Consider the following 20805-nt stretch of genomic DNA (forward strand, 5'->3'; position numbering starts at 1 on the left):
TTTTCCTTTTGTTTAAGTTTAAATGCGCTCTATCTCAATTTTTAGATTAGTATCTTCTATTTCTATCGTGTCTGCGGTGTTAAAACCTGACTCTGTCAAATCAAAATTAGTGCCTAAAATCTCGGCGCTAATGTATGGTAAAAAGTTCTTGACAGCAGTATCTACCAAATCATTCGACTCGAGTTTAACATTAATCTTATCAGTAACCTCAAAACCCTTGTCTTTTCTAAGGTTTTGAATTCTGTTAATCAACTCACGTGCAATACCTTCCTGTTTAAGATCATCTGTTATAGTAACATCTAAAGCAACTGTAAGTTTGCCCATGTTGGTTACTAACCAGCCCGGAATATCTTCTGAAAGAATTTCAACATCTACTACTTCCAGCTTAAATGCTTCACCATTCAGGTGTAGGTTAAAGAAGCCGTCTCGCTCAATTGAAGTAATATCTTCTTGTGAGAAATTACCTACAGCCTGGCTCACTTCTTTCATCATTTTACCAACTTTTGGCCCTAAGGTTTTAAAGTTAGGTTTGATTTTTTTAACCAGAATTCCTGCTGTATCAAGTATATACTGTATTTCCTTAATATTTGTTTCAGAGAGGATTAAGTCTTTTACTTTCTCCACTTTAGCCTGAAACTCATTGTCAAGTACTGGCAATAAAATCTTATTAAGCGGTTGACGAACTTTTATGTCAACTTTCTTACGAAGTGAAAGCACCATTGAAGAAATATCCTGCGCCATGGCCATACGTTCTTCAAGCTCCTTGTCTACTTCTGACTCATTTACTATAGGAAAATCAGACAAATGCACTGATTCAACTTTATGACGACCGCTTACCGCATTAAGGTCAGTAAATAAGCGCTCGCTATAAAACGGTGCAATCGGAGACATTAGCTGCGCGATGGTCTCTAAACATCTGTATAATGTTTGATAAGCGGAAACCTTATCTTGGGTATAATCACCCTTCCAGAAACGACGACGGCATAAACGAACATACCAGTTACTCAAATGCTCATCAACAAATGATTGAATAGCGCGAGCAGCTTTGGTAGGCTCATAGTCAGCATAACATTCATCAACCTCTTTAATCAATGAATTAAGCAAGGAAATGATCCAACGATCAATTTCCGGACGTTCAGCTAAAGGCACCTCTGCTTCATTGTACTTAAAGCCATCAATATTTGCATAAAGAGTAAAGAATGAATAGGTGTTGTAAAGCGTTCCGAAGAATTTACGACGAACTTCATCTAAGCCTTCTAGATTGAATTTTAGGTTATCCCAAGGAGAAGCGTTAGAGATCATGTACCAACGCGTAGCATCGGCACTGTATTTACTAATGGTTTCAAATGGATCAACAGCATTGCCCAAACGTTTAGACATTTTGTTCCCGTTTTTATCCAATACTAACCCATTTGAAACAACATTTTTGAATGCTACCGAATCAAATAACATTACTGCAATTGCATGCAAGGTAAAGAACCATCCACGGGTTTGATCAACACCTTCTGCAATGAAGTCGGCAGGGTAGCTTAAGTCAAATATTTCTTTATTTTCAAATGGATAATGCCATTGAGCATAAGGCATCGCTCCAGAATCAAACCAAACGTCGATCAGATCAGACTCGCGATAAAGCGTTTTACCGTTTTTAACGAAAACAATATCATCAACATACGGACGATGCAGGTCATGGCCATTCGTTTTGATTTTCTCAAGATAAGTTACGTTAGCCTGAGTTTCTTCAGCAGATAATAAGCCAGACGCAACTGCTTCTTCCAGGTGTTTTTGAAGATCAGCCACAGCGCCAACGCATACTTCTTCTTCTGCATCAACACTTCTCCAGATAGGAAGGGGAGTTCCCCAATAACGAGAGCGAGAAAGGTTCCAGTCAACTAAATTTTCCAGCCAGTTCCCAAAACGACCTGTTCCGGTCGATTCAGGTTTCCAGTTAATAGTTTTATTCAGTTCAACCATGCGATCTTTTAACGCAGTGGTTTTAATGAACCATGAATCTAATGGATAGTATAAAACCGGTTTATCGGTACGCCAGCAATGAGGGTAGCTGTGTTCATATTTCTCGACCTTAAATGCACGGTTTTCTTCTTTTAATTTGATGGCAATAAGCACATCTGTAGGCTTGAAATCTTCGGCGGTGCGTTCTGCATCAGAATAATATTCTTCTTTAACATAACGACCAGCAAATTCACCAGCTGTCTCTATAAAACGACCTTGGCGATCAACTAAGGTTAATGAACCAATTCCGTTTTGCTTGGCAACACGAAAGTCGTCAGCGCCAAATGAAGGCGCAATGTGAACAATACCGGTACCATCTTCAGTAGTAACAAAGTCGCCAACAATTACCCTGAAAGCATCGCCGTTATCAGGCTGAACAAAAGGCAAAAGCTGCTCGTAACGGATTCCATCTAAATCACTGCCTTTAACAGAACCAACTATCTTGAATGGAATAGCTTTATCTCCTGCATTATAGCTTTCCATTGGTATATCCTCATTCTTTTCTGAGAAATACTTTCTGAAAAGATCTTTAGCTAAGACAACCGTTACAGGTTCAAATGTGTATTGGTTAAAAGTATTTACAATTACATACTCAATGTTTTTACCAACTGCCAAAGCGGTATTTGAAGGTAAGGTCCAAGGAGTGGTTGTCCATGCCAGGAAGAAACAGTTTTGAGCGTTTAAGGAGGCTCCACTGATAAAATGCTCGATTTTTTTAACGCCTTCCTCAGTTACTTTAAACTGGGCCACAATGGTAGTGTCTTTTACCATTTTGTAGGTTCCTGGTTGGTTAAGTTCGTGGGAGCTTAATCCCGTTCCTGCGGCAGGAGAGAAAGGCTGGATTGTATAACCTTTGTATAACAATCCTTTTTTATATAATTCGCTTAGTAAATACCAAAGCGTTTCAATATAGTCGTTTTCGTAGGTGATATAAGGATTTTCAATATCAACCCAATAGCCCATTTTAACGGTCAGGTCGTTCCATATATCAGTATATTTCATAACCTCCTTGCGGCAGGCATGGTTGTAATCGTCAACAGAAATCTTTTTACCAATATCTTCCTTGGTAATTCCTAAGGCTTTTTCAACTGCAAGCTCAATCGGTAAGCCATGGGTATCCCAACCCGCTTTTCGCTTTACCTGAAACCCTTTTAAAGTTTTATATCTACAGAAAATATCCTTAATAGCACGGGCCATAACATGGTGAATACCAGGCATTCCGTTAGCAGAAGGGGGGCCTTCGTAAAAATTGTAGGGTTTTGAAGCAGGACGAGAGCTTACGCTCTTTTCGAAAATCTTTTCATTTTCCCAAAACGATAATACTTCGTTTCCAATTGCCGATAAATCTAACTGTTTATATTCTCTGTATTTCAAAGCCTTAAAAACTAATCTGATGTGTGTTTAAAATTGGACGCAAAGTTAAAGTTTTTACTCCAAATTTTTGATTTTCTTTTAAGGCAAAGACAGAAGGAAAGAGATATGTTAATTAAAGAACAATCAGATTAATAGAAAGAAATATTTCTTTTGTAAAGCGCTGAGATACATAAAGTTTATGAATTTTGATAAACTTATAGTTACGATAATTCGTTAACTTAGTATACAATTAACTTTTATTTTATTGGCATTATTTTTTTAGCTGGAAATTAATTAACTTAATATTAGGTTTTTACGCAGGTTATGATTTACCCTTTTATCCATCTTAAGCAGTAAAGGTATCAACCTATAATTTTGTTTCTTAAATATTATCTAAAAACTAACTTGTTAACGCTCTAATTCTGCCTTAATGAACTCAATAGGTAAAAATATTAAATCGCTCCGACAGTCGAGGAACTGGTCACAGGAACAGGTTGCAACGAAGCTAGGAATTACCGCGCCGGCTTTTTCAAAGATTGAAAGTGGATTTACTGATATCAACTTCTCAAGATTAGATCAGATAGCGCAGTTGTTCGGTCTTTCTGCAGTTGAGTTAATTACTTATCATAATCAGGAAGAACAGAAAAAGTACAATAGCGAACTCCAGCAGTTAAAAGACAAATTAGCTCTTAGAGAAGCTGAGATCATCGAACTTCAGAAAAAAGTAATTTCATTGCTTGAGAAAAGTTAGACTAATTAATCGTTACCGTTTTCTGTTAAATCCATGTTCATTTGAACTAATGGATGTGCAATTTTTTTGCGGTTAATGCGCTGCTCTAGACTTAGCAGCAGCGCAGGTACCAAAATCAAGTTTGATAATAATGCTACTAACAGGGTAATAGATACCAAAATGCCGAGCCACATAGTCCCCTGGAAGTTAGAAGCCGCAAAAATTCCAAAACCAAAGAATAAAATTCCTGCTGCATAAATCATGCTTACTCCGGTTTCGCTTAGAGCCAAAGCTATAGCTTTAGATATGGTATTGTTGGGGTTTTCGAGTTCCTGGCGATATTTGGTTAAAAAGTAAATTGTTTGGTCATTGGCCAATCCGAACGCTACGCTAAAGATGAGAATGGTTGATGGTTTTAGATTGATGCCCGCATAGCCCATAATGCCGGCGGTAAAAATCAGTGAAATAATATTCGGAATTAATGCAATGCCATTCATCCTTAATGAGCGGAACAGAATAAAAATAATCACTGATATTAGACCAATAGCCAATAAAAGACTTTCCTTTAAATTTTCAACCAGATAGTCGGTTCCTTTTACGAAAATTCGGCTAGAGCCGGTAAATACCACGTTAAATTTATCTTTCGGGAAGATAGAATCGGTACGTGCCTCAAGCTCTTTCAGAAGCACATTCATTTTTTCCGAACCAATATCGGCCATTTGAAAACTTACACGAGTTTCGCTTTTATCTTTATTTATAAAGGCTTTCAACATGCTTCCGGAGTCTTTACCTCCCGATTTACCTGCATACGAAAGAATAAACGCTTGTTCCATATTATTGGGTAAACGATATTGTGAAGGATTACCATTGTAAAAACCTTGAGTGGCCATCTTTAAAACTTCATCCAGCGAAAGAGCTCTGGAAATCTCCGGATAAGAAGAAACCATGTTTTGAAATTTATCAATGCGATGAATGAAAGATGAATTCATTACACCGTTGCGCTTTTTGGTATCAATACTCACTTCTAAAGGAAGAACGCCATCAAAGTTTTTTTCAAAAAACTTCAGGTCCTTGTAAATCGGATCATTTTTAGGCAAATCATCTACAACAAATCCATTTGCACGCATCTTGGTTACTCCATAAAGGGCAATGGCAACAATAACTGCAGAGGTAATGTAAATGGCCTTGCGGTGATGAAAAACGAGGTAATCAATTTTCTTTAGAAATGCAGTGATGCGTTTTGCTTCAAGGTGACGTGTATGCTTGGTTGATGGAGCCGGAAGGAAGCTGAAAATTATCGGTACCATAATCATTGAACAGATGTAAGTTGCAATGATATTAATCGCAGCTACATGTCCGAATTCCGTTAAAATAGCGCTATTGGTAAATGAGAATACACCAAAGCCGATTGCTGCAGAAACGTTTGCAAGCAAAGCTGTAGGACCAATTTTTTGAATGGCTACAGCCAACGAATGCATTTTGTCGCCGGTTTTCTTAAACTCGTTATGATACTTGTTTAATATTAAAACACTGTTTGGAATACCAATGATTACGATTAATGCCGGAACAATTCCAAGCAGTAATGAAATTTGGTAGTTGAACAAAGCAATAACCCCTAAGGCCCAAATCACTCCGTTGATAACCACTAAAAGAGGGAAGAAGACAGCATGGAATTGTCGGAAGAACATGGCTAAAACTATTCCTGTTGCAATTAAGGCCAGCAGTAGAAACAGTACGAATTCCTTAGCAATTTTATCTGATAGTTTGCTTCTAACCCATGGCAGGCCTGAATAATGAAGCTCAACTTTGTGTTTTTGAGCAAATGTTTCGGCAAGCTGATTGATGTTGTTTACAATTTTGCCTCGGTATTTCGAATTCAGAATTTGCTTGTCGAAGGTTATGGCCATTAAGGTAGCTCCATTTTTTGTGTTGAACAAAAGTCCATCATAAAACTTCAAGCCTTCAATCTTTTGTTTTAAGGAATCAACAGCGGTTTGTGATGCTGTCGCTTGAGTAACAACAGGGGCTAAGACAAATTTTCTTGTGGAGGTGTCTTTTTTCAATTCAAAAACTCTTCCGATTGATAGCACTTCTTGAATGCCTCTTATTGATTTAATATCATTGCTTAATTTCGACCAGTCATTAAAAGCATCTTTCTCCCAAATTCGTTTATCATTTACGCCGATCACCAAAACAGCTCCATCTTCTCCAAATTTCGATTTAAATTTATTGTATTCTACATAAGAAGGATCGTCTAGGGGAAGTACCTTGCTACCTGCATATGCCAGTTGAAGATCCTTACTATGGTAGGCCATAAAAGCGGTAACACATAGGATACAGATGAGTAAAATATATCGATTTTTAAGAATGAAGTTCGAAATAAATGTCCACATGGTTTGAAAAATAAGCGAAGCGAAAGTACGTATTTACTTTGATTTGCGATTTTTGATTTAAGTTTGATAACTCATTTAAACGCTAAAAATTGTCGGCACTGCAAAAAACCAGAGGAATTGTTTTGAGAACCACTAACTATGCTGAAAGCAGTATGGTAGTGTTTGTTTTTACCGAGCAATTTGGCTTACAGTCGTTTATAGTAAATGGGGTGCGAAAGCCTAAAGCTAAATTTCCAGCCAGTTTGTTTCAACCATTGAATCTGGTTGAAATGGTGATTTATTATAAAAATACCGGCGGTTTGCAGCGTATTTCAGAGTTAAGAAATTCTCCACCTTATACATCATCACCTTTTCATCTGATAAAAAGCAGCATTCTTCAATTTTTAAATGAGGTGATCTATAAATGTTTGAAGCAAGAAACGGAAGAGCCTCAGTTATTTTCTTTTGTTTATAATTCATTGCAGTATTTAGATGTTTATCAGGGAAGTCCAACCAACTTTCATTTGATTTTTCTGGTGCATCTTGCCAGGTTTTTAGGGTTTTACCCAGTTGTTAATGATGAATTGACTAACGAATATTTCGACTTAAAAGACGCAGTGTTTACCAATGTAAGACCAATGCATTCGCAAGTGGTTGTTCAGCCTTATAGCGGTTACATATCCCAACTTATGCAGTTAAACTTTGAACATATGGAACAACTTCGGATTAGTTCTGCTGAGCGAAAAGTGCTATTGCATGCTTTAATTAACTACTATGAGTTACATGTAGATAATTTTGGGAAGTTAAAATCATTTGAAGTACTCGAAGAGGTGCTTGGAGCTTAATAGTTCTGTGGATTGTTAAATTGATGTGAAAATTTCTGGCTGATAATCAGTAGGTTTTTAATGGCTCAAAGATTTTTTCAAAAAACATTTTGCGTTTTATAAAAAAGACCTCATATTTGCAGTCCCAAAACGATGGGAGATTAGCTCAGCTGGTTCAGAGCACCTGCCTTACAAGCAGGGGGTCACTGGTTCGAACCCAGTATCTCCCACTAGAATTAAATAACCATCGTTTAGGGAGATTAGCTCAGCTGGTTCAGAGCACCTGCCTTACAAGCAGGGGGTCACTGGTTCGAACCCAGTATCTCCCACAAAATCTAAAGCTTCAGAAATTCTGAGGCTTTTTTTTTGAGAAGTCATATAGGTTTAAAACAGCCAAAAAGAACCTGTAGTAAGTACTTTTCATTTTGTGTATGGAAATTTTCATGCATTTTTATGAAACAGCCAGGAGCAATAATTGGTGCTAACAATTACTAATTAAGCTCAAATTTTAATTGTAACACCCAAAGTGTTGCAGATATTAATACATTTATATTTTAACAGCTATACTCAACATCTGGGTATTAAACATTTCTATTTAGTATATTTTAAAACGAAACAGCCAAATTCTTAAAATATATATTCACAACCAATTACATGCGTATTCCGGAAGGGAATATTTAATCACTATTTAATATGAAAAAAAATGCTTTAAGCCTCATGCTGCTTTTGATGTTATCATTGGCAACAATGGCTCAGGAACTTGTTTCGCCAAATGGTAATCTTAAATTATCATTTCAGCTATCAGATGGTAGCCCAACGTATAAATTAATTTATAAGGGTAAAGAAGTTATTAAAACCAGTAAACTTGGATTAGAGCTAAAAGAAGGACCTTCATTGCTAAACGGATTTACGGTTAAGGAAACCAAATTTGATGAGGTGAATGAAAACTGGTCTCCGGTGTGGGGTGAGGTTAAAACCATTAACAACCATTATAAAGAGTTATTGGTGGTTTTAGATCAAAAAGCGCAAAGCAGGTTTATACAAATTCGATTTAGGTTATATGATGACGGCTTAGGATTCAGGTATGAATTTCCTCAGCAGGATAACTTGAACTATTTCATTATTAAAGAAGAAAGAACGCAGTTTGCCATGAACGGCGACCATAAAGCATTTTGGTTACCGGGTGATTATGATACACAGGAATACAGTACCGTAACTTCAAATCTTTCTGAAATCAGAACAAAAATGAAAGAGGCGGTTACGCCAAATGCCTCTCAACAACCATTTTCTCCTACAGGTGTGCAAACCTCGTTGATGATGAAAAGTAAAGATGGATTGTACATCAATATCCACGAAGCTGCCTTGATTGATTATGCTTGTATGCATCTGAACCTTGATGACAAGAATATGATCTTTGAATCTTGGTTAACTCCAGATGCAAAGGGAGACAAAGGATATTTACAAACACCTTGTAAATCGCCGTGGAGAACCGTAATGGTAAGTGATGATGCCCGCGAAATACTTGCTTCAAAATTAATTCTTAACCTGAACGACCCTTGCAAATACACTGATGTATCATGGATAAAACCTATAAAATATGTGGGTGTTTGGTGGGAAATGATCACCGGCAAAAGTACCTGGTCTTATAACAACCTTAATTCGGTAAAGTTAGGTGAGCTCGATTACTCTAAAACTACTCCAAATGGTAAACATGCTGCCAATACTGCTCACGTAAAAGAATATATTGATTTTGCTGCTAAGCATGGCTTAGATGCTGTTTTGGTGGAAGGTTGGAACATTGGATGGGAAGACTGGTTTGGAAAATCTAAGGATTATGTATTCGATTTTGTAACTCCTTATCCTGATTTTAACGTAAAGGAATTGAAAGACTACGCCGCAAGTAAAGGGGTTCGATTGATCATGCACCACGAAACTTCTGGATCGGTTCGTAATTATGAGCGTCATCTTGATACGGCTTATAAGTTTATGGTGGCTAACGGTTACAATGCCGTAAAGAGTGGCTATGTGGGAAACATTTTGCCAGCTGGCGAAAACCATTATAATCAATGGATGGTGAATCATTATCTGTATGCAGTTACAAAAGCTGCCGATTATAAAATTATGGTTAATGGCCATGAAGCTGTTCGTCCTACCGGTTTATGCCGCACTTATCCGAATTTAATCGGTAATGAAGCCGCACGCGGAACAGAATATGAAGCATTTGGAGGCAGTAACCCTGATCATACTACTATTTTGCCATTTACACGTTTAATGGGTGGTCCGATGGATTATACACCGGGTATCTTTGAGACCAAAATCAGCAACCTTAATCCAGATAATAATTCATTTGTTCATAGCACCCTAACCCGTCAACTTGCTTTATATGTGACCATGTATAGCCCGCTGCAAATGGCTGCTGACGTAATTGAAAGCTACAATAAGCATTTGGATGCGTTTCAGTTTATTCAGGATGTTGCCGTAGATTGGGACGACAGTAAATACCTTGAAGCTGAGCCAGGTGATTATATTACTGTAGCTCGTAAAGCCAAAGGAACCAATAACTGGTTTGTAGGTTGTACCAGTGATGAAAACGGTCATACTTCTAACTTAACATTCAATTTCCTTGATCCGAATAAAAAATATGTTGCTACGGTTTATGCTGATGGTAAGGATGCACATTATGAGAAAAATCCTCAATCGTACACTATTACCAAAGGAGTTGTAACCAATAAAACAAAACTAATGCTTAAAGCCGCTCCAGGTGGAGGTTATGCAATCAGCCTAATCGAAGCAAAAGATGCTGAATCATTAAAAGGATTAAAGCAATTGAAATAAGACATAAACAAAAAGCGTGAGGTAAATTCCTCACGCTTTTTGTTTATAGTTTCTGGACTATTTTATTTGAGTCGTGCTTTAAGGAATGCCAGACTAAGGGTATACGCATCAGCTGTTGACTCTTTATCGTATTGAGGATTACTAGGGTTAGCAAATGCATGATCGGCGTTGTATGATTTTACTGTTAATTTTTTGCCGGCTTTTTTCATGTTTTCTTCAAACTCCTTAACCACTTCCGGAGAGATCCACTTGTCTTTCTCTGCAAAAATCCCGAGTACATCAGCTTTCAATGTTTTTAGTTTTGCTTCGTCTTTTTCAGGCATTCCATAATACATTATGCATCCAGCAGCCTGTGAAGCAGCTAAAAGTGAAGTTTGCAATGACCAACCTCCTCCAAAGCACCAACCTATTGTCGCAATTTTGGCCTTGGTTCCCACATATTTGATGGCTGCGTTAATAATAGCGTGGGCTCTTTCTTCCGTAACACTTTGCATGTATTTAGAGGCGTCATCACGGTTGGTAGCAACTTGTTTGTCATAAAGATCGAGTGCTATCACATTTACATTACCTAAATCATGATATAGCTTTTCCGATTCTTGCTTTATGTAACTGTTGAGGCCATACCATTCATGAATAACAAAAATGTAATTGTTAGTCGGTTTGGCAGCTTTGAATTCATAAATATGTACTTCTTTGCCATCAGCTGAAGGGATCATCACATCTCTTCCAATCTCACTTTTATAGTCAAATGGAATAGGGTCGGGGTGTGAGTTTACAAATTGCTTATCAGTTGAAAGCATCGCAAACTCTTCAGTACTGGTTGGAGATTGTACCTGGCAACAACTCATTTTTGTTTGCCCATACAATAAGCATGGAATGAAAACGATGGCTAATAAGAACAGCTTTTTCATAATAGTTTGTTTAGAAATCAGACGTTGATTAAATGGGTTTACTGATATAAATGTAAATAATTTCATGGAACGTTTAAGAGCTCTCAATGTTGAAAACTCTTCTTTCTGATTGCCTTGATTGCTAATTGAATATTGAAATTTACAGCTATTTTTGCGGGGTTATTAACAATAGAACTTCCTGAAAAAATATTAAATTCATCGATCAATCAATTAAAAAATATGTCAATTAATATTCCTTGTTTAGATTTAAACGATTACGTGAACGGTAGTACTGAGCAACGCAAGAAGTTCTCAGAAGCCGTTGGTCATGCGTTTAATGATACCGGTTTTGTAACGATTAAGAATCACGGGTTAAGCGATGAGCTTATTGATGCTTTATATGTTCAGGTTAAGAAATTATTTGGATTGCCTGAAGAAGTAAAGAAAAGCTATGAGAAAGTTGAATTGGCTGGACAAAGAGGGTATACCAGTAAAGGTAGAGAGCAGGCAAAGGGTGCTAAAACTCCTGATTTGAAGGAATTCTGGCAAATTGGCCAGTATGTGGAAGGGGAGGAGTTAAGTAAAGATGATTATCCCGACAATTTGGAGGTAAATGAACTTCAGGAGTTTAATACAATTACTAAAGAAGTTTACAAAAAACTTGAAGCAGCTGGAAAAGAACTGCTTAAGGCGATTGCCGTTTATTTAGGATTAGAGGAATCATATTTTGATAAAAAGGTATGGAACGGTAATAGTATTCTTCGCTGCATTCATTATTTCCCGATTGAAGATCCCGATGCTATTTCTCCTGATGCAGTTAGAGCCGGTGCTCATGAAGATATTAACCTGATTACTCTGTTAATTGGCGCTAGTGCTGATGGTTTGGAAGTATTAACTCGTGACGGCGAGTGGTTCCCTATCAAGGCGGGACAACAAGATATTGTGGTGAACGTAGGGGATATGCTTCAACGATTAACCAATGGAAAATTGGTTTCAACAACACATCGCGTAGTAAACCCTCCTCGTGAATTGATGAAGACCTCTCGTTTCTCGGTGCCATTCTTCCTGCATCCAAAATCAGGCATGGATTTAACCTGTTTAGATTCTTGTGTTACAGCAGAGAGACCTAAGCAATTTTCAGACATGACAGCCGGCGAATATTTGGATGAACGGTTACGCGAAATAGGCCTAAAGAAGTAAAGGAAGTTAGAATGACAAAATAAGAAGTACGAGATAAGGGGTATTTCAACAAAAAAAGCGCAACCGAAGTTCGATTGCGCTTTTTTATTGAATTTTGGACTTAGACCTTTTTAAAAACCTAATCTGTCTTTATCTTCTTCGCCCTCTTCTGCAGGAGGAGCTTCGGTTGCATATTTTGTACAATCAAGTTCAATAGCGATAGTATCTGGGCGGGCGAAGTCGCCTTTAGAGATTTTAAGTGTAGGGTCGGCATAAACCTTCTTCATGTACAAAGCCCAGGCCGGTAATGCAGTATTAGCGCCTTCTCCTAAGTTAAGTGAATGAAAACGCATGCTACGGTCCTCACAACCAGTCCACACACCGGTAACTAAACTTGGTGTAACCCCCATAAACCAACCATCGCTTTGATTTTGTGTTGTTCCGGTTTTAGCACCAATAGGCATATCCATTTTATATTTCCCACGCAAGCGCAAACCAGTACCACCCGGTAATGTGGTGGTTCCTTTCAGCATAAAACACATTACATAAGCTGTTTGAGCACTAATGGCCTGTTTAATTTCAGGCTTGTTCTCATAAATAATATTACCATTTTTATCCTCAATACGTAATAGGTAGATTGGCTTGGTCCAAATACCTTTGTTAGCGAAGGTGCTGTATGCGCCCACCATATCATAAAGTGTAATATCTGCTACCCCTAGTCCGATAGAAGGATAAGGTGGTATTTCAGCTGTTATACCCATATCATGGGCATATTTAGAGACTATTTTTGGTCCCAGCTGTTTCATCAAAAACATGGTGATAAGGTTCTTTGATTGTGCTAAACCTTCCCTTAAGGTATACATGCCTCCTGTTTTACCATCGGCATTTTTAGGAGAATAATTGTCGAAATCTTCAAAAACAACAGGCTCATTTGGTACTTTCATACAAGGAGAAAACCCGTTGTCAATAGCTGCTGTGTAAACAAATGGTTTGAAGGTAGATCCCACCTGACGTGCTCCAGTGGCCACCTGGTCGTATTTAAAGAACTTAAAGTTATCGCCCCCAACCCATGCCTTAACATATCCGGTTTGAGGGTCCATTGACATCATTGCCGAGCGTAAGAAACGCTTGTAATATTTAATGGAGTCAATTGGACTTAAGGTAGTATCAATTTCGCCCTTCCAGCTAAATACGGTCATTTTTACCGGAGTTTTAAAATCTGCTAGAATTTCAGAGTCTGATTTACCCAATTCTTTTAGCTCGCGGTAACGGTCTGTTCGGCGCATTGCCTGCTCTAAGGCTCCCGGAGAAAGATCACTTATCGGATCTTTACCCATATTTTTCCAGTGTTTTATAAACTGCTGCTGTAAGTCTTTTAAATGCTCAGCTTCCGCTTCTTCTGCATATTGTTGCATACGAGAGTCGATTGTTGTGTAAATTTTCAAACCGTCTCTGTATAAATCGTAAGAACTGCCATCTGGTTTAGCCTTAATCGTTCCATCATCTAACATTTTAGAAATTTCTAAGCGTAGATGTTCTCTGAAATATGCTGCAAGGCCTTCGTTATGACTTTCAGGGTTATAATCCAGTTTAATTTCACGAGTTTTGGCAAGTGATGCATTTTCTGAAGTAAGAACATCATTTTTCACCATTTGATCCAGTACGGTATTTCGGCGGGATAATGCTCGTTCTGGATACCGGATAGGGGAATAATAGCTAGGTCCTTTTAAAATACCGATTAGTAAGGCTGCCTGCTCTACCGAAAGTTGATCTGGTGTGGTATTAAAGAATGTTCTCGCAGCAGTTTTAATACCGTAAGCATTACTGCCAAAATCTACCGTATTAAGGTACATAGCCAGAATTTCCTGTTTGGTATAATTTCGTTCGAGTTTAACTGCCGTTACCCATTCTTTAATTTTGGTTACATAGATATTAGTTTTTTGACGACCAAACAGCTTTTTAGCCAATTGCTGCGTAATGGTACTTGCTCCCTGGCGTTTCCCGATCAGGTTGTAAAATACAATAGTAAAGGTTCTGCTAAAATCAATACCCGAATGGTCATAAAAGCGGGAATCCTCAGTAGCAATCAATGCATTTACAATGTTAGGAGATAACTCACTGTACTTAACGAAAGAGCGATTTTCAAGGTAATAAGTACCTATTGTTTTTCCATCGCCCGAAATAAGCTCAGAGGCAATATTGCTTTTAGGGTTTTCAAGGTCTCTGAATGAGGGCATCTTACCAAAAAGGCCCAATGCGATAGATAAAATAAAAAGGGTGAAAACTCCTATGCCTCCTAAAATGAGCAACCAAAAGTTTTTAATATACCTGCGTAAATCTTCTTTACTTAATTGCGATTTGGTCATTATTGGTCTTAAAAATTAATTCTAAAGTAATCTCTGTATTCTTCTACGGTTTGCTGGCTCACTAATCGTGCAAAGTTATCAGTTGTAATAATGAAAAAGTCATATTTGTCATCCGGTAATCCTACAATTTCCTCTCGCGAATCTCTAAATCTCCTGTAATACTCTTTGGCTGTTTCCACATCTGGAAACGGAGTTACCGATATCAGCTGAGTTTCATTATTAATGACTTTGCTGTTGTGCGTGTAGTTTTTGTCGGAATATAGGCTTCTGTTAAACTGGCCTATGCCTTGGCGGATCCTGTTTAGGTTTGCTGTTGGATTATTAACCGAAATAACAAAAGTATACACCGCGTTTTCGGAAGCTTTTTTGAAATAGCTTTTTGCTTCAGCATCTGCTAATTCCCGATCACGCTGCTGTTCTTCCGCTTTCTTTTCAGCCTCAAATCGTTTACTTATTGAAACGGCATCATTGGCTGTGGCTATTGACCTTTCTTCCAGCGCGAACTCCCGAGCATCAAAATCTGCTCTGTTAGTTTCTATTGAAGCAATGAAGTCGCCTGCTTGCTTGCTGGCTTCCTCATTCGGATAGCTCTGTTGTATTTTTCGTAATTCAGCCTCAAAAGGAGCCACCTTTTGTGTTTTGCCAACAGCAAGTGCCGCTAACAATGCAAACTTCGATTTTAAATATGGGTTGGCCTGAGTTGCCTGAAATACATTGTTCGCCTCAATTACTTTGTCATAGTCCCGATTCGAATAATCCTTGTACGCCGCTTCGTATAAACCTTCAAACTCCTTTTTTGTATTGTTTTCCGTTTGTGCCACTCCCGGGTTCCGCATTGCCATGGAATATGATGACCCAGGGTATTGATTAAATAAGCGACTTTTATACTCTTCTGCTTTCGCTGTATTGCCAGTTAATGCGTACAAACGGTTTAGATTGAAAACAATCTCATCCCCGTTTTTTAATGGAGGTGGATTGTTTAAAGCTATCTCATAATACTTAATAGCAGCGTTGTATTCTTCCAGATCTTCATCATAAATAGTGGCTAAATGCAAAGCCGCATTTTGTTTTAACAAATTTGATGAATCAAGCTTGGCTGGCGTTAATGGCAAATTATTAACAAGAATGGTTTTAATTTTATCCGGTTGGGCAGCATCCAGCTTTTTTAGATCGAAGGAAGGGTCCGTATCAAATATTTTGGGAGCTATTCCCTGGGCACTGCTTATACGCCAATTGTCGCCTAGTTGACGATTTCCCCAACGGCGAACAAACTCATTATAACCTGCAGCAATAGCATTGTTATTATTGAAGTACCAGGTTGAACCACTGCTCTCTGCATTATTAAAACGATTAATGGCCTGTGTGTTATAGGTGGAGGTGACCTGATTTTGCTCCATTTTACTTTCCCTTATCTGGCTTTGTATATAAGCAACCTTTGCATCAATAATTTTGTTTCTTTCAGCATCGGGAAGAGCGGCAACATGTTGTAAGCTGTCTTCACGGTCGATAGTTTTAATGTTAACAATCAGTTCATCAAGTTTATTTCCTCGCTCAATAATCTTGTCGTAATCAGGTAAATCACGCTGAATAAATGCCCGGGTACTATCGTAATATAAATGTGCCTGATCATAGTTCTTGTTTTCGAAATAAATATTGGCAATTCGTGAGTAAGATAGTGCCTTTTGATTCAGGTTTTTACCGCTGTTTGATACTGAAAGCTTATAAAGGGCTATAGCGGAATCAGCCTGATTTTTACGCTGTGCAATTGCTCCCAAAACAAAGTAAATCTGATCTTTATAACCTGTATTCTTTTCATCATCTAAAAGATCATTCAGCTTTCTTATCAAATCATCTGTATTACCACCTTCGGAAATATTGGTCAAACGGAAAGCATTAATTTTTGAAGCCAGTTCCAATTCATAAGGAACCTGCATTCCCCGCACTTGTTTAAAGGCATTTACAGCAGCTATGTAATCTTCTTTCTTCTCGTAAACCTGCCCAAGAACATAGTAATAGTTAGCCTTCAGCAAGGCATTCTTTTTTACCGCTTTAATTGCTTTTTCAAGAGCGACTGCGGCTTTATCGTAGTTTTTTTGATTTATATTGAATTGAGCAATGGCCGTATAAACAAATCGTTTCGATTTTTTAGCATCTGAAATATTGGCTTCAGCCATTTCAAAAGCAGCTATTGCATCTTCTGTAAGTTTATCCTGCATTTTTGATAAACCTGTCCATGCCAGGGCTTCCTCTTTTAAATCTTTATTCGGAAATGTATTGTAAACATATTGGAAAGCCTGTGCCGCATTGTAATAATCGCCCTTATAGAAATATGCTTTACCTACCAGCATGTATGAATCATCGGTCCACTTGCTTACTTTATGGTTAGCAATAACTTTTGAACATTTTTCTACAATCAGGTCCATATCTCCGGTCATCCCTGCCGAAGCACCTTCATCAGGTAGTTTTAAAAGTGGTAAAATATTGGAGTAGGAAATTGAATATCCGGTTTCGAAATTGGTAACATTTTTTCTGAAGAGTTCTTTGGCATTAAAATAGGCATTGAAACGAGCAGTAGTATTATGGTAAGTTCCCTTTACAACGCCAACGCGATTGCCCATTGGATCATACATTTTGCAGGCTCCAACCGCTAAAAGCGCTGCGCCACAAAGCAATGGTAGTAACTTGTTTTTTAACGGTATTTGCAATGGAATGTACCTTTTGTTGTTAGCAAATATAAACGATTGAAATCAAACTTAACTTAAAATAAAGCCTACGTGTTATAGAAATGATCTTGCCAAAAAGTAAACAATTTTTAACCTTTTACAGTAAAACGATTTAACGAACCAACAATAGGTGTGTCTGTTCAGAATCCTGTTGCAACCTTAAACAATTTTACCAATGCCAAGCCGTAAACAAAAATTAGTTAAACAACTTAAAACTAAATATAAATTGGTGGTGCTTAACCACGACACCTTCGAGGAGAATATCTCATTCACACTGAACCTGTTAAATGTGTTTGTTGGAGTGGGAGTAGGCTCAATGGTGCTCATGTTCTTATCAGCCTGCCTGATCATCTTTACCCCTTTAAAAGAGTATATTCCGGGTTACGCTGATGTTTCATTAAAGAAGAATGTTGCAGAAGCTGCTATGAAAGCTGATTCGCTTGAGCAAATGTTCAGGTCCCAGCAAAAATATCTGGAGAATGTTAAAAATGTAATTGATGGTAAAGTGGGAAGCTCCAATGCCGATTCCATTCCACAGTTAGCAAAATCAGCTGTCGATTTGGATAAAAAATACCCCAATGATGTTGATGACTTAAGAGATTTTATAGAGGGAGAAGAAAAAAATAATGTGGAAGGGATGAAAAAAGTTTCTTCGAAGTATTCAATCGCTGATTTACAGTTGGTTAAGCCAGTTGAAGGGAAGGTAATGGTAAGTTATGACTTAAAATCAAATAAGGCATATGAGGTTATTGCCACCGGTCCCAAAGCAGAGGTGAAATCGGTTGCTAACGGTATTGTTTTATATAGTGGATTAACTACTGAAACGGGATATGTGCTTATCATTCAGCATGCCGCAAATGTTATTTCAATTTATAAAAACTGTTCGGCCGTGTTCAAAAAGACAGGAAACTATGTAAATGTCGGAGAATTAATTGCCATTACCGGCAATAATGGTAAAGAGATCAATGGTCCGCAGCTTGCTTTTGAGTTGTGGAGTGATGGTGTTTCGGTAAATCCTGCCGAGCATTTAAAATTTTAATTTTAGAAGTTAGGACGTAAGTGTAATTAATTTTTAAATTTACGAGCAACAAACCAAAGCGTTAACCAAATCAACCAAACCATGTTCAAAAAAGACAAATCTCAAGAAGAGGAGGAGTCGTACGGCTCTATTAACCTAATAGGTGCAGGCACCAGCATTACCGGCGATGTAGTTAGTAAAGGTGATATTCGTATTGATGGCACTGTTAAAGGAAACGTAAATTCATCGGCCAAAGTAGTTATTGGGACATCAGGTACAGTAGAAGGAAGTATTGTTTGTGCGAATGCTGATGTTTCAGGGGCTCTGCACGGCGATATTAAAGTAAGTGAATTACTGTTCCTGAAAACCACCAGCCGTTTGCATGGCGATATTTATACCAATAAGATGGTAGTTGAATCAGGTGCTGTATTTACTGGTAAATGTAATATGGGAGCTCAGACCAAGCTGCATATCAATTCAGAAGAATATGGAAAAACCAACGGACGAAAAGCGGAGAGCGCTGTTGCGTAGTTATGCCCGGTATTCGGGTATGGGTTTTCAGATGATTGCAATTATCGGGGCCTTCGCCTTTGGCGGAGTTAAGCTCGATGAATATGTAAAAGGAGAACATCCATGGTTTACCATATTGGGCTGCCTTTTGGGTATTGCCCTTTCTTTTTATTTTATTATAAAGCAATTACAAGAATAACCTGGTTAACTGTGATATTGTTAAATTGCGCCCATTATCAATTAATGGCTGTTTAACAATATCACCGTTTAACAATACAAAATAGTTAGATTAGGATTTACCGTCAGCCTTCCATTAAAATATCTGCAAATCATATAGTTAACTAATATAAAATTTCACATCTTTGCGCGAATATTTTCAGAAAGCGTTTTGATACAGATATTACTGCCGTTTTTAAAGAAGCTGATCATCTTTTCTCTTACCATTGCCCTTATTATAGGAGGTATCCACTATTTTTTTCCGGATAAGAATTTATTGATGGATAAAATATGGGTGGTCTATTTTTTCTTCACCTTCATTACATTGTTGTCATTTGTGTTTGCCGGATTCGGAATAAAGAAAGGTGGAGAGTTTTCGGTATTGGCAATATTGGTGGCGGTTGTTTTTAAAATGCTTCTGTGCATGACTATGGCGTTAGTGTTTATTTATAAGAACATGGTTACTGATCGATTGACCTTCATCAGCAACTTCTTTCTTTTATATTTATTGTTCACAGTATTTGAAGTTTATAATATAATATATAACTTGCGCGACCAAAAAAAATTAGAAAATCGTTAAATAAATGCGCTTAAACACACTTTTTCTTAAAAAACTTTTCGTTTTATCGCTGATTTTTGCATTTATCGCAGGAGTTAATGCTTCGGCGTTTGCCAACTCAGAACATAATGAAACCGTATTAAAAGACAGTGCTCATGTAACTGAAGCGCATGTTGAGGGTGAGGGTCATGCTGCCGGCCATGGTGAAGAACCATTTGAACCTACCAAAGTAATTATGGAACACATTTCCGATTCACATGATTGGCATTTGTGGGGTCATACTTCAATTGGCTTACCAGTTATTTTAAAAACGGATGCTGGAATTGTGACTTTCAATTCTTCAGAATTTCACCACGATCAGGAAGGTACACATGTAGTTGAAAAAGACGGACAGAAATTTGTTCGTTTTGAAAACAAGATCTATTACGCAGCTGAAACTGCTAATGAAAAAGGTCAATACCTGACTTTAGAAGACGAGCATCCTACAAATGCTAAACCACTGGATTTTTCAATCACCAAAAATGTTGCTTCAATGTTTTTATCGGCAATTATCCTTTGCCTGGTATTCTTCAGTGTTGCTGCTGCTTATAGAAAGCGTGAAGGAAAAGCTCCTAGAGGTTTGCAAAGCTTTATCGAGCCAATCATTGTATTTGTTCGTGACGAAGTTGCCCGCCCTAACATTGGTCATAAATATGTTCGTTACATGCCGTTCTTATTAACGGTGTTTTTCTTTATCCTGATTAATAACTTAATCGGCTTAATTCCGATTTTCCCAGGAGGATCTAACTTAACAGGTAATATTGCTGTAACCTTTGTTTTAGGAACCATCACATTCCTTGTTACCAACTTCAGCGGTAACAAATATTACTGGAAACACGTATTGGCTCCGGATGTACCTTGGTGGTTATATCCAATTATGTTGGTGGTAGAGGTAATTGGTTTATTATCTAAGCCATTTGCATTGATCATTCGTTTGTTCGCAAACATTACTGCAGGCCACATTATTGTTTTGAGCTTGATCTCGTTGATCTTCATTTTTAAAACCTTGTATATCGCTCCGGTTTCAGTAGCATTCGTATTGTTTATGGATGTTTTGGAATTATTGGTTGCGTTCCTGCAGGCATTCATCTTCACTATGCTTACCGCTTTATTTATCGGTACCGCAGTTGAAGAGCATCATCATTAAAATAAATAGTCTATGGACTATCGACCATTGACCA

At 37.8% G+C, this 20805-nt stretch carries 14 protein-coding genes and 2 tRNA genes; 10 read left to right on the forward strand and 6 right to left on the reverse strand.

All coding sequences use genetic code 11. The annotated features are described in order from the left end of the window. Positions 1–18 precede the first annotated feature (18 nt). Positions 19–3384: an isoleucine--tRNA ligase gene (ileS, locus tag NF867_RS11535; protein ID WP_252588155.1), complete on the reverse strand. Its 3366-nt coding sequence runs from the start codon at positions 3382–3384 to the stop codon at positions 19–21. 409 nt (positions 3385–3793) lie between these two features. Between ileS and NF867_RS11540 the strand changes: the two genes are divergently transcribed. Then, positions 3794–4114 carry a helix-turn-helix domain-containing protein gene (locus NF867_RS11540; protein WP_014681542.1) on the forward strand — a complete coding sequence of 107 codons (321 nt, stop codon included), beginning with the start codon at positions 3794–3796 and terminating at the stop codon, positions 4112–4114. A 5-nt stretch (positions 4115–4119) separates the two neighbouring features. Here NF867_RS11540 and NF867_RS11545 read toward each other — a convergent pair whose 3' ends face one another. Continuing rightward, the gene (locus NF867_RS11545) at positions 4120–6486 is read right to left on the reverse strand and encodes an efflux RND transporter permease subunit (protein ID WP_252588156.1); all 2367 of its coding nucleotides are present in this window, start codon (positions 6484–6486) and stop codon (positions 4120–4122) included. Between the two features lie 89 nt (positions 6487–6575). On the opposite strand from NF867_RS11545, the gene recO reads away from it, so the two are divergent. From recO to NF867_RS11565, 4 genes are all read left to right on the forward strand, one after another. Then, positions 6576–7310, forward strand: a complete 735-nt coding sequence (gene recO / locus NF867_RS11550; protein WP_252588157.1) for a DNA repair protein RecO — start codon at positions 6576–6578, stop codon at positions 7308–7310. A gap of 134 nt (positions 7311–7444) precedes the next feature. Then, positions 7445–7519: transfer RNA gene (locus tag NF867_RS11555), tRNA-Val, on the forward strand. A 24-nt stretch (positions 7520–7543) separates the two neighbouring features. Then, positions 7544–7618 (forward strand) — tRNA-Val (locus NF867_RS11560). 364 nt (positions 7619–7982) lie between these two features. Then, positions 7983–10124: a glycoside hydrolase family 97 protein gene (locus tag NF867_RS11565; RefSeq protein ID WP_252588158.1), complete on the forward strand. Its 2142-nt coding sequence runs from the start codon at positions 7983–7985 to the stop codon at positions 10122–10124. Positions 10125–10186: 62 nt separating this feature from the next. Here NF867_RS11565 and NF867_RS11570 read toward each other — a convergent pair whose 3' ends face one another. After that, a complete protein-coding gene (locus tag NF867_RS11570) occupies positions 10187–11035 on the reverse strand; it encodes a dienelactone hydrolase family protein (RefSeq protein WP_252588159.1) in 849 nt (282 codons plus the stop codon). A 219-nt stretch (positions 11036–11254) separates the two neighbouring features. On the opposite strand from NF867_RS11570, the gene NF867_RS11575 reads away from it, so the two are divergent. Next, a complete protein-coding gene (locus tag NF867_RS11575; protein ID WP_252588160.1) occupies positions 11255–12214 on the forward strand; it encodes an isopenicillin N synthase family dioxygenase in 960 nt (319 codons plus the stop codon). Positions 12215–12324: 110 nt separating this feature from the next. On the opposite strand, the gene NF867_RS11580 is transcribed toward NF867_RS11575, so the two are convergent. Continuing rightward, positions 12325–14559 (reverse strand): penicillin-binding protein 1A, encoded by a 2235-nt coding sequence (locus NF867_RS11580; RefSeq protein WP_252588161.1) that lies wholly within the window; start codon positions 14557–14559, stop codon positions 12325–12327. An 8-nt stretch (positions 14560–14567) separates the two neighbouring features. Continuing rightward, positions 14568–17264 (reverse strand): type IX secretion system periplasmic lipoprotein PorW/SprE, encoded by a 2697-nt coding sequence (porW, locus tag NF867_RS11585; protein WP_252588162.1) that lies wholly within the window; start codon positions 17262–17264, stop codon positions 14568–14570. A gap of 193 nt (positions 17265–17457) precedes the next feature. Here porW and NF867_RS11590 point away from each other — a divergent pair, with 193 nt between their 5' ends. The 3 genes from NF867_RS11590 (at position 17458) to NF867_RS11600 (ending at position 19009) form a co-directional block, all read left to right on the forward strand. Beyond that, the gene (locus NF867_RS11590) at positions 17458–18321 is read left to right on the forward strand and encodes a murein hydrolase activator EnvC family protein (RefSeq protein WP_252588163.1); all 864 of its coding nucleotides are present in this window, start codon (positions 17458–17460) and stop codon (positions 18319–18321) included. 81 nt (positions 18322–18402) lie between these two features. Next, the gene (locus tag NF867_RS11595) at positions 18403–18831 is read left to right on the forward strand and encodes a bactofilin family protein (RefSeq protein WP_252588164.1); all 429 of its coding nucleotides are present in this window, start codon (positions 18403–18405) and stop codon (positions 18829–18831) included. Then, entirely contained in the window at positions 18788–19009 is a 222-nt protein-coding gene (locus tag NF867_RS11600; RefSeq protein ID WP_252588165.1) for an AtpZ/AtpI family protein, read from the forward strand. The genes NF867_RS11595 and NF867_RS11600 overlap by 44 nt, the downstream gene beginning before the upstream one ends. A 317-nt stretch (positions 19010–19326) precedes the next feature. On the opposite strand, the gene NF867_RS18335 is transcribed toward NF867_RS11600, so the two are convergent. Beyond that, on the reverse strand, positions 19327–19452 hold the full coding sequence (locus NF867_RS18335) for a hypothetical protein (protein WP_256471397.1): 126 nt from the start codon (positions 19450–19452) through the stop codon (positions 19327–19329). 158 nt (positions 19453–19610) lie between these two features. On the opposite strand from NF867_RS18335, the gene atpB reads away from it, so the two are divergent. Then, positions 19611–20771, forward strand: a complete 1161-nt coding sequence (atpB, locus tag NF867_RS11605) for a F0F1 ATP synthase subunit A (protein ID WP_252588166.1) — start codon at positions 19611–19613, stop codon at positions 20769–20771. Positions 20772–20805 lie beyond the last annotated feature (34 nt).

The organism is Solitalea agri, assembly GCF_023914155.1.
GTDB lineage: Bacteria > Bacteroidota > Bacteroidia > Sphingobacteriales > Sphingobacteriaceae > Solitalea > Solitalea agri.